The following is a 12,622-nucleotide window of genomic DNA, read 5'->3' on the forward strand; positions in this document are numbered from 1 at the left end:
CCCGGTCCTTTGCCATGCACCCCCAGAGACGCCACCGTGTCACGTGTTCGGCAGCGAGGGGGCGAGTGCGGTGTCGATCTCGCCTACGACGGTGTCCTTGCCGAGCCGTTCCGCGAGCATCAAGCGCCGGAGGAACAAGGGGCCAAGGACGCGGAGAGATAGGTGCGTGGGGTGTATCTGGGCGCCGCCGCTGCCGCAGAGTTCATCCTCGCCTGGGGCGCCTTCCGCGGACCCGTCGACGAGACCGAAGCCGGACCGTGGAAACCGCGCGGTCCGCGCTCAGGGCAACAGCCGGCCCCTTCGAGACGCCCGACGGGGTCCGCCTGCGCAGCACCACCTGGCTGGTGAAAGCGACTCGTTCCGCATAGGCAGGGCGCTGGAACAGGCAGGGCGCCGACAAAAGTTGCTAGCCGCCGGCATCCCTGACATGTCCGCCGGACAAGGTGCGATGGTGGTGCACCACGTGCCCACCGACTCGGCGACGGTCCGCCTCTTCTCGCGGCCGTGACGTTGAGAAGAGTGACGGAACGTGCCGGGTGTCCGAGGTGTGTGTGCCTGGTGGAGCGCACAGGTGAGGGAAGCGGAAGATCCGCGTCGCCTCGGTTCGGCTCGCCTCAGCGGGTCGCGGAGGGCACCTTGCGCAGGAACTCCGCGAGGCTGTGCGTAGCCGTGTTGCGGTCCGTCGCAGCGAACAGCGGGTCCAGGTGGTTCATGCCGTTGTCCGACTCGTAGACGCCGTACGGCACCCTGGAGCCGGCCGCGACCTTGCGGGCCCCCTCCACCACCGTGCCCTTGGAGTAGCTGGTCCCGAAGGCGTAGAGCGGTACGTCGATGCCGGCGCCGTGGTACAGCCGCAGGTCCAGGGAGCGGGCGAGGTCGGTGTCGGCGTAGACGTCGGTGACGTCGAGGTCCACGGAGAGCCGGGCGGGCCAGTACCACTCCCAGACACCGGGCACCGGACCGGCGTACGCCTCGGCGACCCGCGAGATGGGCGTGATCCCGTCATCGACCCACCCCCGTACGCCATCGCTGTCCGCGCTCTCGGCGAAGTGCCCGGAGTGGACGGTGATGTCGTTGGGCCAGCCGAACCCGGCGTCGACGAGGAGGCCGAGCAGGGCCGCGTTGCTCACCGGGAACGAGGGCAGCAGCGCGGCCGGCAGCCGGGGCTGGAGTATGGAACGGCCGCCCGGGTCCTGGTGGGCGTACCATCCGGCGAGCTGGTACCAGATCTGGGTGCTCTCGGCCCGGCTGCCCAGCCCGACTCTGCTCAGGGTCATGTCGAACACAGCCCCGCCCTCGATCGCCGCGAGCCGCTGCCGAACCTCCTCCGGCGAGTCCTGCACGGGCGTACCGGTCCCGTCGAACGCCCCGAGCACCCCACCGTCGATCACAGCGAGCCCGGCCAGCTCCCGGAACCCTGGGCGCCCCGCGAAGTCCCAGGCGGCGTACGCCAGTGCGGTGGTCGCACCCCAGGAGTGCCCACCGAGCACCACGCGCCGGGTGCCGCCGGCCCGGGCGGCCAGCACGATCGCGCGGAGGTCGCAGAGAGTGAGCGAGAGCCCCCACCCGGCGGCGAAGGCGGAGGCCGCGGGGTCCTGGGATCGGTAGTGACCGTCGAGGTAGTAGCCGGCGGGGTCGGAGCCGCCGAACCCGGCCCGATCCGCCAGGTTCTCCTCCCGCCGGTCGAACGCCCACACCTGCAACCCGGGCACGGCCGCGACCAGATCCCTCGCCATCAGCCGGAAGTCATTGGCGGCCCCGAACATCCCCGGCACCAGCACCAGCACGGTGGCCGCGTCCCTGGGGCCGATCCTGAGGACGTGCACACGGTCGGTGGGGGTGGGGCCGCCACCGGGGGCGACGGGTATCGCGGTGTACGACTCGGGGGTTGCCGCTCGGCCGGTGCGGGCGGGCAATGCGGCAGACGCCGCTCGCGCGGTGCCAGTTGTTCCCGCGGCCAGGGCGAGGCTGCTCAGCACGGTCCCGCTCATCAGGGTCCTGCGGGACGGATGCCGACGCGTCGGACGGTTCTTCATCTTCGGGTCTCTCCTTCGACGTTGGGGGATGTGAGACGCCGTTGACCCCAAGCTTCTCCCGAGTCCTGTGTGGGCCTGGCGCGGGGTGCCGCCGTGACGCGGCGCGTCAGCCCAGCCGTACGTACGAAGGTGAGAGTGGCAGGGGTGCAGGCCGTGGGGGTGTCGTCGAGACCTCCGCCCGCGCGTACGTGAGGGGTGGGATGAGCGCCTTCGCGCCACCCGAGCGAGGACGACCGTTGCCAACGCGCTTGTGGTGTGCCGGCGGCGCCGGCCGCCGACGGGAGGCTCACTCAGCTGTGTCCGGGCGGTCTGGGCGAGGCCGGACCGGTGCGGGTGACCGACGGTACCCCGGCGTCGGTGTTCCGGACGGCGAACCAGGTGATGGCCTTCTGCCGCTCTGTCGCGCGTTCGGCAGCCAGGGGGCCAGTGCGCTGTCGACCTCGCCCGCCACGGTGTCCTTGTCGAGCCGTTCGCCGAGCATGGAGCGCCGGAAGAACAAGGGTCCGACGATGCGGGCCATGAGTTGTCTGGCGTGTACCTGGGCACCGGGGCGGAGTTCGCCGCGTCGGGCGGCGGCGCTCAGCGCGTCCGTGAAGTGCTGGTCGACGCGGCTGACGACGTCCTCGCGGATGCGCCGTGCGTTCTCGTCCCGCTCGGCTCGTTCGACGACGGTGGCCATGATGGACGCGGAGGCCGGTTGGTTGAGCCAGTCGGTCTGCCGTTGGAGCTGGGCCGTCAGCTGGTCGCGGACGGGCTGTCGTCGAAGGCGAACAGGGGGCGGACGCCGCCCGCGAGTGCGGCGATGAGGAGGGTCTGCCGGTCGGGCCAGTGCCGGTAGACGGTGGCACGGCCGATTCCGGCTCGTTGGGTCACGGTGGCGTGGGTGACGTTCTCGGGGCCGCCTTCGGCGAGGAGTTCGGTGGCGGCGGCCAGGGTGGCGGCGCGGGTGCGGAGGGCGCAAGAGTCGTCGTTGGTCCGGGGATCGGAACACCTCTTCCAGGAAATCTGTGAGACGGTTTGACTCACACTCATCTTCGATACACACTGTCTCACAGCTGGTCGGACAACCGCCTTGCCGATCGAGCACCGTCAGTCGCAGGTCCGCCATGGGCCTGCCGCCGGGTCCGAGGAGACGGCTCATGCCCATGAACGAGAACGTCATCACTCTTCGCTTCACCGACCGCGCCGCCGCCTACCAGGCGCTGAGCGGCCTGAGGCACCTCAATGCCGCCAGCACTGAGGTCCTCGGTGCCGTACTGATCGAGCGCCTGGAGGACGGCGCGGTGCGCGTCACCGAGGGCGTGGACGGTGTGGCGGGGCGGAACGCAGCGGCCGACGCCTGCATCGCACACGCCCCAGCTGACGGCACGGTCATCCTCTCCGAGGTCAGGGAAACCGGCACCGACACCCTGGACATGCTGGCGCTGTGGTACGGCGCAGCCCTGAAGCGCCTCCCGGCCGACTCCGTACGCGGTGGGCTGCACGCGGTGGAAAGGGCCGCCGACAGCACCGGGAAGGAAGAAGCGCGGCGGACTGGCGCGGCGGAGCGCGCCGAAGCCGCGCGGAAGTCCTCGGACGGCGTCGCGGTGCTGAGGCAGATGAGCGCCGCGTAGCCGGGCGGGGCGCCACAGACGCGGAGCAGTTCCCCCCTGCCCCGCATGGTGAGGGTGGGCCTGATGCGGGCTCACCCTCGCCGCATTCACCCAGGGGGTTCCCTCGGCACTCGCTCGCCTTCCGGGCCGTGGTCGCCGCCAGGCCTGCTCCGTGCGGCCCGGGTGGTCACGAGTACCGTGCGCGTCACCGCGGCCGCCGCGAACGTGTGGCCGACGTCGTCGAGGGTGACCCGCGACGGCTCTGGACGGCGGGCGCGGTACGAACGCACCGACGGCTGCGGCTGCGACGCCGGCCGACTGGTCGCCACGGAAGGCAGCGGCTCCGGCCGATGCCGTCGATGAACCGCCCCCCGAGCGCGGTCCGGCGAAACGGGCGAGAGGCCGGGGACGGTATTCGGTGCCTTGTGCGCGGCACGCACTGTCCCAGGGCCGAGCATGCGCCGACGGCATACGGAGTCCGGCCCCGCGGCCTCGGGCGAGACGGCGGAAGCGGTGCGCGGTTCGGCGGCTGACGGCGTCGGACCGCGTCGGACGGTCACGCGTTCGGCAGCCAGGGCGCGAGTGCGGCGTCGACCAGGCTGACCACCAGGTCCTTCTCGAGGTGTACGCCGTGCAGGAAGCGCTCGAAGAGCAGCGGTCCGATGATGCGGGCGATGAGATCCCTGGCGTGCTCCTGGGCACCGGGGCGCAATTCACCGCGTTCGACGGCGGCAGCCAGCACGCGGGTGAAGTCTTCGTCGGCCCGGCCGAACATCTCCTCGCGGATGCGCCGCGCGTCCTCGTCCCGCTCGGCCCGCTGGATGACGGTGGCGAGGATCGACACGGCGCTTGGCTGGTTGAGCCGATGGGCCATCTGTTCCGCCTGGGTCACCAACTGGTCGCGGACGGGGCTGTCGTCGAAGGCGAGCAGGGGGCGGACGTCGCCCGCGAGTGCGTCGATGAGGAGGGCCTGTTGGTCGGGCCAGTGCCGGTAGACGGTGGCACGGCCGATTCCGGCTCGTCGGGCGACGGTGGCGTGGGTGACGTTCTCGGGACCGCCTTCGACGAGGAGTTCGGTGGCGGCGGCCAGGGCGGCGGCGCGGCTGCGCAGAGCGCGTGGGTCGTCGTTGGTCCGGGGCATCGGAACACCTCTTTCTCGGCAACTTGTGAGACGTATTGACTCACAACTCCTCTTCGATACATACTGTCTCACAGATGGAGGTGGAAGTCCCGCCGAAGCCGGTGCCGTGGCCGTCCACCGTCAGACCTGGGCCCGGTGTGGGTCCGCCGACCGAAGGAGAGCTCATGTCCGTGAACGAGAACGCCGTCACCCTGCGATTCGCCGATCGTGCCGCCGCCTACCAGGCGCTCAGTGACCTGAAGCACCTCAGCCCCGCCACGACGGAGGTCCGTGCCGCCGTTCTGATCGAGCGCCTCGAGGACGGCGCGGTGCGTGTCCCGGAGGGAATGGACACCGAGGAGGGACGCAACACGGCGGTCGGCGGGCTGGTCGGCTCGCTGGTCGGTATCCTCGGCGGACCCCTCGGCGTCCTGATGGGCCTGGGCGTCGGCGCGCTGATCGGCCAAGGCCGCGACTACAAGCGGGCCGAGGAAACCACCACTGCCGTCGGCGCCTTCGTCCAGCACGTCCCACCCGGTGGCACGGCCATCCTGGCGGAGGTCGCGGAGAGGGACACGCAGGCCCTGGACCTGCTGGCCATGCGCTACGACGCCGTCCTCGAGCGCCGCCCGGCCGACGGCGTACGAGCCGAGCTGAAGGCCATGGAGGAGGCCGCCGAGCGGATCCGCAAGGACGAGGCGAAGGCCAAGCGAGAGCACAAGCGCGCCGAGGTCGCGAAGAAGCTCGGCCGGCGCCCCGGCGGACGCAAGGAGGACGACGCGGCGCCGAAGGAGACGCTCGCCATGTGACCGGTGCGAGCGCCATGGGCGCGGGGCACGGACCGCACCGCGGTTCAACTCCCCCTGTGCCCCGCTGGGTCGGGGCGAGCCGATACCCCCCGGCCCGCCCCGACCGCTTCAACCGACACCAAGCACTGACACCCGTGCTCTCGGCCTTGCCGACCTGCCCAAGGGAAAGACCGACCCCCATGAAGCGTCGCTCAGCAGTCCGCGCCCACCGCGTCTTCGACGGGCACACCGTGCACGACGGCCCGGTCATGGTCCTCGTCGAGGACGGGGCGATCACCGACGTCGACCTTTCGGGCGCCGCCCCGCCCGACGGGGTGCCGCTGACCGATCTGGGCGACGTCACCTTGCTGCCCGGGATGGTGGACGCCCACAGCCATCTGGCGTTCGACCCCCTGGGCCGCACCGAGAAGCAGATGCTCGGCGACGACGACGCGACGGTCCTGGCCCGTATGCGCACGCATGCCGGGCAGGCCCTGCGCGCGGGCGTCACCACCGTGCGTGACCTCGGTGACCGCGGGTATCTGGCGCTGCGCCTGCGGCAGGAGTACGAGGATGGCCCGCACATCGTCGCCTCGGGACCGCCCATCACCCGCACCGGCGGGCACTGCTGGTATCTCGGCGGCGAGGCGGACGGCGCCGAGCAGGCCGCCCGCGCGGTGACGGAACGGGCCCGGCACGGAGTCGATCTCATCAAGGTGATGGCCACCGGCGGCATGACCACGGCCGGCTCGGACCCCGGCAGCGCGCAGTACACCCTGGCCGAACTGCAGGCGATCACCCGTACCGCGCACGAACTCGGTCTGCGCGTCACGGCGCACGCCCACAGCGCGGCCGGAATCGCCGACGCGGTCACCGCTGGCGTGGACGGGATCGAACACTGCACCTTCATCACCCGCTCCGGGGTGCGCCCTGATCCGAGAACCATCGACGCCATGGCCGAGGCGGGCGTCTTCGTCGGCTGCACCGTCGTCGAACCGATGGACGGGATGCCCACCGAGGTGCTGGCGATCCTCGAACCCATGTGGGAGAACATGGCGGCCATGCACGCGCGTGGCGTGCGCGTCGTCTGCTGCACCGACGCCGGGGTCGGCCCGTTCAAACCGCACGACGTCCTACCCAAGGACCTCGCCTGCTTCGCCTCGCGGGTCGCCACGAACACCGCCGCGCTCGTCTCCGTGACCTCACTGGCGGCCGACTCCTGCGGGCTGGGGCACCGCAAGGGACGGCTCGCACCCGGATACGACGCCGACCTGCTGGCCGTCGGCGGCAATCCGGCACACGACATCACCGCGATACGGTACGTCCGGGCGGTGTACCGGGCGGGCCGTCGAGTGGACCGGTCGGAACCGGCCGCCTGAACCAGGCGCACGGACAGCCCGGACCGCAGGACGCGCCGCGCGCAGCCGAGCGGCCCCCGGACCGTCGCTCGTCGCGGGGGGGCCTGCGGTGACCGAGCCGTCGCCGGGTCCGCCCCGATCGCCTTCGCCCGAGGCCCGTTGGGCGCGCGGCGTCCGTACCCGGAAGCCTCTGAACGGACTTCCGGGTGGTTTCCCGATCACGTTCGGCGACGTGTGCGCCGTTGTGCCGCCGCAGACCGCCTGCGGCTCTCCCGTCGGCCGTCAGGTGTTGGTGGGGAAACCGAGGTCGATGCCGTCATGGGTCGGGCCGGGCCATCGCTGGGTGACGGCCTTGCTGCGGGTGAAGAACTTCACGCCTTCCTCGCCGTAGGCATGGGTGTCGCCGAAGAGGGATGCCTTCCACCCGCCGAAGGAGTAGTAGGCGACCGGAACCGGGATCGGTACGTTGATGCCGACCATGCCGACTTCCACCTCGTTCTGGAAGCGGCGGGCGGCACGGCCGCTGTTGGTGAAGACGGCGGTGCCGTTGCCGTAGGGGTTGGCGTTGATGAGTTCCAGGCCCTCGTCGTATGAGGCGACGCGGACGACGGACAGGACCGGGCCGAAGATCTCGTCGTCGTAGACGGACATACCGGGCTTGACGTTGTCGAAAAGGGTCGGGCCGAGCCAGAAGCCGTCAGCGGTGTCGCCGCCCGTTACGGGGTGCTCGCGTCCGTCGACGGCGAGAGTGGCACCGTCGGCGATGCCCGCGTCGAGGTAGGAGGTGACCTTGTCGCGGTGAGCGCCGGTGATCAGCGGGCCCATCTCGGAGCTCGGCAGGCGCCCGGGGCCGACCTTCAGGCGGGCCATCCGGTCCTTGATCTTCTCGATCAGTTCGTCGCCGACCGGGTCGACGGCCACCAGGACGGAGACGGCCATGCAGCGCTCGCCCGCGGCGCCGAAACCGGCGCTGACAGCGGCATCGGCGGCGACGTCGAGGTCGGCGTCGGGCAGAACCAGCATGTGGTTCTTGGCGCCGCCGAGAGCCTGGACCCGCTTGCCGTACCGGGTGCCGGTCTCGTACACGTAACGGGCGACAGGCGTGGAGCCGACGAAGGAAATCGCCTTGATGTCGGGGTGCTGCAGGAGCCGGTCGACAGCGCCCTTGTCGCCGTGCACGACGTTGAAGACGCCGTCGGGGAGCCCGGCCTCCTTCCACAGGGCGGCCAGGAAGTTCGCGGCCGTGGGGTCCTTCTCGGACGGCTTGAGGACGACGGTGTCGCCGGCGGCGATGGCGAGGGGGAAGAACCACATCGGCACCATGGCGGGGAAGTTGAAGGGCGAGATGACGGCGACGGGGCCGAGCGGCTGGCGGACGGAGTAGACGTCGACTCCGGTGGACGCCTGCTCGGTGAATCCGCCCTTGAGAAGGTGCGGGATGCCGCAGGCGTACTCCACGACCTCGATGCCGCGTGCCACTTCGCCGAGGGCGTCGGAATGCACCTTGCCGTGTTCGGCGACGATGATCGCGGCCAGTTCGTCGCGGCGGGCGTGCAGCAGCTCGCGGAAGGCGAACAGGATCTGGGTGCGCTTGGCGATGGACGTGCTGCGCCATCCGGTGAAGGCGGCCGCCGCCGCGCTGACGGCCTGGTCGACCTCGGCGACCGACGCGTAGTCCACCTGACCCGTCACCGTGCCGGTCGCCGGGTCGTGGACGGCACCCTGTCGTTCCGCGGTGCCGGACCAGGGCCGGCCGGCTATCCAGTGCGTGATGTGGTTGGTCATGGTGTGGGGTTCCTTGGTGCAGGGGATGGCTGGTCGTGGGGCTGCTGAGTACCGGAGCGTGGTGGGCCGGTCGGCCAGGGGACGTGGAAGACGGCATGCCGAGTCGCGCGAGGTCACGTCGGGGTACTGGAATGTGGCGGCAGCGGGGTGGAAGGGAGGCAGGCAGATGTCGGGGTGGGCGCTGGGTCAGTCCGGACGGCGGGTCCCCAGCGCCTGCTTCAGATCGTGCTCCAGCTCGGCGGACTCGGCGGCGGTGAGCTCCTTCAGCGGATGCCTGACGGATCCGCCGGCCATGCCGACCAGCTCACACCACTTCTTCAGCGCCGCGTTCGGCATGTGTCCGTTCTCCAGCGGGCCGATGATCCACTTCCGGTAGACCTGCCGGACGGCCGACAGCGAATCGAAGACCTCCTTCGCCTGCTGTACGCGGCCCTCGCCGCAGAGGCGTATGTACTCCTCGATCGGCCGGTGGTGTGCTGACTGGTACAGGTAGCCTTCCGGGTCGCAGTAGAGCAGCGCCTGGCCGTGTTCGAGCAGGTTCTCGAAGAAGTGTTCCTCCAGGGGATCCGAAACGCGGACGCCGGTTCCTTTCGCGATGTCCCGCAGCTGGTTGTTGGAGTGGGGATCCGCCGTTGTCTTGAGGATTTTCACGTTCGGACGCTCACACAGTGCGGCGAACGCCTTCAGGGAAAGCGTGCTTTCGCGTGTACCGGATTTACCCGGGTTGAAGATCACGAACGGCATGTCGACCGCTGCGAAGACCGCGTCGAAGTGATCGAGCACATCCTGGTCCGAATCGGCGGCCGCGGGCACCTCCAGCACGGAGTAGGCGGCGCCGACCCGCTGGGCGTGGGCACTGAGGGCGATGGTTTCGTCGAGCGAGGGCGCCGAGGTGACGGGGGTGACCAGAAGGCGGCCGGCGGCCTCGTCGACGATGACTTCGACGACGCGCCTGCGCTCGTCGTGGCTGAGGGCCCAGCCCTCACCCATCAGACCGTTGCAGTAGACGCCGTCGAGCCCCGCGTCGATGCAGTGGTGCACATTGCGTCGCAGGCCGGATTCATCGACTTCCCCGGACGGGAGAAAGGGAGTCGGCAGAGCCCCCCAGAGTTCGATGCCGGTCCTTGAGCTGCACTTCACGCTCGGTCGCTCCTTCGCATGATGGGTTTCGCGGACACCGCGGACACACCCATGCCCTGGGTGGAGCGGTCGGCCGTACGGCTGGTGTCCGCGAGGGGAAAGGTCAGGTCGGATGAATGCCGAACTCCCCTGTAGCCTCGCTCCCTGTAACGGGCGGCTGCTATGCGGGACATGGATGTCCGGCGTCCCGGGTGCGGGCAGATCGCTGCCACAGGGACGGGGCCCAGGGGATTCGGCGTGGTCAGGCGTTCCGGCCGCGGGTCTCCGGGAGCCGGGTCAGCGTCACCAGCAGGAGCACGACGACGGCGGCCCCTGCCAGGTAGTAGCCGGGAGACGCGGCGACCCCGGTGGCGCCCACGAGGGCGGTTCCGACCAGCGGGGCTGTTCCGCCGAAGGCCGCGTAGGCGGTGTTGTAGCTGATGGCGGCCGAGGTGAAGCGCGTCTCCGTGTCGAAGATCTCCACGAAGAACGCGTAGCAGCCGCCGCCGTAGACGCACAGCGGGACGACGAAGAGCAGCTGCCCCAGACCGGCCAGCAGGAAGGATCCGCTGGTGACCAGCATGAAGCACGGGACGGAGAGCACGGCCAGCGCGGCAGAACCCGCGATCAGCATCGGCTTGCGGCCGACCCTGTCGCCGATCACGCCGCCGATGGGCAGCAGCACCGTGTACGCCGTCATGGCTGCCGCGTTGAGCAGCAGTGACTGTTCCCGGCTGAGACCGCCCGCGGTCTGGACGTAGGTGACGAAATAGCCGGCCAGCGAATAGAAGCCCATGGCGGTCAGGCCGAGCACGAAGACGACCTGAAGCATCCGGACCTTGTTCTCGCGGAACGCCTGGCGGATCGGAGTGCGCTTGCGGCCCGCCGTCTCGGCCTTGATCCGCTGGAAGACTTCGCTCTCTTCTGTGCGCAGGCGGATCCACAGGCCGAAGAACGCCGCCGGAAGGGCGAGCAGGAACGGGATGCGCCAGCCCCACGACATGAACGCGTCGTCACTCATGGAGTTGCTGAGGACCAGGATCAGGGTGCCGGCCACGACGGAGGGCAGGGCGGTAGCGGCGAGGGTGATGTTCAGCCAGCAGCCGCGGCGGTGCACCGGGGCGTGCTCGAACACGAAGGTCGGTGCGCCCACGGACTCACCGCCCGCGGAGAAGCCCTGCACGAGTCGGCACAGCACCAGGAGGGTGGGAGCGAGCGCGCCGATGGACGCGTACGTGGGAAGCGCTCCGATCGCGGCCGTGGCGATGCCGATGGACAGCAAGGTGAAGTACAGGACCTTGCGGCGGCCGATCCTGTCACCCAGAGCACCGAAGAACAGCCCGCCGAGCGGCCGCACCGCGAACGCGACGCCGAAGGTGGCGAAGGTGACGAGCAGACCCGCGAGGGCACTCTCACGGGGGAAGAACAGCTGGGAGAGGGTGACGGCCGACAGGCCGTAGAGCGTGAAGTCGTAGAACTCGACGAACTGGCCGACGCTGCCGCCGGCCAGGACCCGCCGTTGCATGCGGGTGATCCGCGTGGGCTTGGGGGATGTCGCCGTACTCGCCTCGGTCGTCGTCATGAGGTCCTCCGAAGATCGAAGCGGCAAGGCGCCGACATGGTCGTTCTGCTGCACATGGCGTCTCTCTCGAGTCGCACCCATTGAGGGGACGGGTGGGTGGCACACAGAGTCCAGCCCTCAGCAGGAATCAGGCAATGGATGCCTTGAAGGTGACGGATCTGGCCATAGGATTGGCCGATGCTAGAGGATATGGACCGCCGCATCGTCGGTGCCCTACAGGTCGAGGGGCGTGCGTCCTGGCGCCGCATCGCCGAGGTGCTCGGCGAGGCGGAGCGCACGGTCAGCCGCCGCGGAACGCTCCTGCTGGAATCGGGAGTTGTCGTGGTCGCCGGATGGCACACACCCGGTGCGGCCTCGATCATCAGCGTGCGCAGCACGCCGCAGACCCTGAAGATCACCGCCTCGGCCCTGGCCCGCAGGCCGGACACCACCTTCGCCTACACCCTCACCGGCCCCGTGGACTGCGTGACCGAGATCCGCACCGCACCCGGCGCGCTGCCCGCCCTGCTCTACGACGACCTGCCCGGGACACCGGGCCTGGTGGCCATGTCGACGCTGCCCGTCATGAAGTACTTCCGCACCGGGTTCCAGTGGCAGCCCGACCTGATCTCCGCCGAGCAAGTCGCCGCCCTACGGGAATTCCAGCCGCCCCCGCAGTCACCCGACGACCCCGTCACACCATTGAGCAGCGACGACCGCGCCATCGTGCGGGCCCTGGCAACGGACGGGCGCATGTCCTACGACCGGCTGGGCCGGACCGTGGGAGTGTCGGAAGCCACAGCCCGGCGCCGGGTGGAGGCGCTGCGGCGGGCGGGCACTCTGACGATCCGGGCCGTCGTCGAGCCGCAGCAGCTCGGCCTGCCGGTCGAAGCCGTGATGTGGATCAAGGCGTCGCCAGGCGACGTCGACACGATCGGTGACGCGCTCCTGTCCCACTCCAGCGTGCGGTACGCCGCGGCCATCATGGGTGAATACCAGGTGATCGCCGACATCATCCTGCCCAGCAGGCAAGCCCTGCACGAGTTCGTCACGCGCTCCCCGGCCCTGGCCCGAGCGAGAGCCGTCGACACCACGCTCGTGATCACCGCGCTCAAACGCAGCGGCGTTCTGGCCGCAGACCTCCGATCGGCCCGCGCTGCTCCTGACTGAGGTCACGGGGGTGACTCGCGCGTGACGCGAGTTCGTTCCTGATCATCCACACCGGACGTACCTGGCCGGCCCGAACTGCGCCACGGGCCCCGG

At 70.2% G+C, this 12,622-nt stretch carries 11 protein-coding genes; 4 read left to right on the top strand and 7 right to left on the bottom strand.

Annotated elements, in window-relative coordinates:
* Window positions 1-614: 614 nt before the first annotated feature.
* The 3 genes from IE263_RS12440 to IE263_RS12450 form a co-directional block, all read right to left on the bottom strand.
* On the bottom strand, window positions 615-2,036 hold the full coding sequence (locus IE263_RS12440; RefSeq protein WP_229910938.1) for an alpha/beta hydrolase: 1,422 nt from the start codon (window positions 2,034-2,036) through the stop codon (window positions 615-617).
* A gap of 286 nt (window positions 2,037-2,322) precedes the next feature.
* Entirely contained in the window at window positions 2,323-2,865 is a 543-nt protein-coding gene (locus tag IE263_RS12445; RefSeq protein ID WP_229910980.1) for a TetR-like C-terminal domain-containing protein, read from the bottom strand.
* Window positions 2,772-3,068, bottom strand: coding sequence for a TetR/AcrR family transcriptional regulator (locus IE263_RS12450; RefSeq protein WP_189935438.1), 297 nt, complete (start codon window positions 3,066-3,068; stop codon window positions 2,772-2,774). The genes IE263_RS12445 and IE263_RS12450 overlap by 94 nt, the downstream gene beginning before the upstream one ends.
* Before the next feature lie 107 nt (window positions 3,069-3,175).
* Between IE263_RS12450 and IE263_RS12455 the strand changes: the two genes are divergently transcribed.
* Complete coding sequence (locus IE263_RS12455) at window positions 3,176-3,649, top strand: hypothetical protein (protein ID WP_189935440.1); 474 nt, start codon at window positions 3,176-3,178, stop codon at window positions 3,647-3,649.
* A 535-nt stretch (window positions 3,650-4,184) separates the two neighbouring features.
* Here IE263_RS12455 and IE263_RS12460 read toward each other — a convergent pair.
* Window positions 4,185-4,769: a TetR/AcrR family transcriptional regulator gene (locus IE263_RS12460; protein WP_189935442.1), complete on the bottom strand. Its 585-nt coding sequence runs from the start codon at window positions 4,767-4,769 to the stop codon at window positions 4,185-4,187.
* Window positions 4,770-4,933: 164 nt separating this feature from the next.
* Here IE263_RS12460 and IE263_RS12465 point away from each other — a divergent pair, with 164 nt between their 5' ends.
* A complete protein-coding gene (locus tag IE263_RS12465) occupies window positions 4,934-5,557 on the top strand; it encodes a DUF456 domain-containing protein (protein ID WP_189935444.1) in 624 nt (207 codons plus the stop codon).
* A gap of 179 nt (window positions 5,558-5,736) precedes the next feature.
* On the top strand, window positions 5,737-6,915 hold the full coding sequence (locus IE263_RS12470; protein ID WP_189935446.1) for a metal-dependent hydrolase family protein: 1,179 nt from the start codon (window positions 5,737-5,739) through the stop codon (window positions 6,913-6,915).
* A 261-nt stretch (window positions 6,916-7,176) separates the two neighbouring features.
* Here the strand turns inward: IE263_RS12470 and IE263_RS12475 are convergent, their stop codons facing one another.
* From IE263_RS12475 to IE263_RS12485, 3 genes are all read right to left on the bottom strand, one after another.
* Window positions 7,177-8,679, bottom strand: a complete 1,503-nt coding sequence (locus IE263_RS12475; RefSeq protein ID WP_189935448.1) for a CoA-acylating methylmalonate-semialdehyde dehydrogenase — start codon at window positions 8,677-8,679, stop codon at window positions 7,177-7,179.
* Window positions 8,680-8,865: 186 nt separating this feature from the next.
* On the bottom strand, window positions 8,866-9,819 hold the full coding sequence (locus IE263_RS12480; RefSeq protein WP_189935450.1) for a dihydrodipicolinate synthase family protein: 954 nt from the start codon (window positions 9,817-9,819) through the stop codon (window positions 8,866-8,868).
* A gap of 241 nt (window positions 9,820-10,060) precedes the next feature.
* Complete coding sequence (locus IE263_RS12485; protein WP_229910939.1) at window positions 10,061-11,380, bottom strand: MFS transporter; 1,320 nt, start codon at window positions 11,378-11,380, stop codon at window positions 10,061-10,063.
* 189 nt (window positions 11,381-11,569) lie between these two features.
* Between IE263_RS12485 and IE263_RS12490 the strand changes: the two genes are divergently transcribed.
* Window positions 11,570-12,529 (top strand): Lrp/AsnC family transcriptional regulator, encoded by a 960-nt coding sequence (locus tag IE263_RS12490; RefSeq protein ID WP_229910940.1) that lies wholly within the window; start codon window positions 11,570-11,572, stop codon window positions 12,527-12,529.
* Window positions 12,530-12,622: the final 93 nt, after the last annotated feature.

Source organism: Streptomyces aurantiogriseus (assembly GCF_014649375.1).
Taxonomy (GTDB): domain Bacteria; phylum Actinomycetota; class Actinomycetes; order Streptomycetales; family Streptomycetaceae; genus Streptomyces; species Streptomyces aurantiogriseus.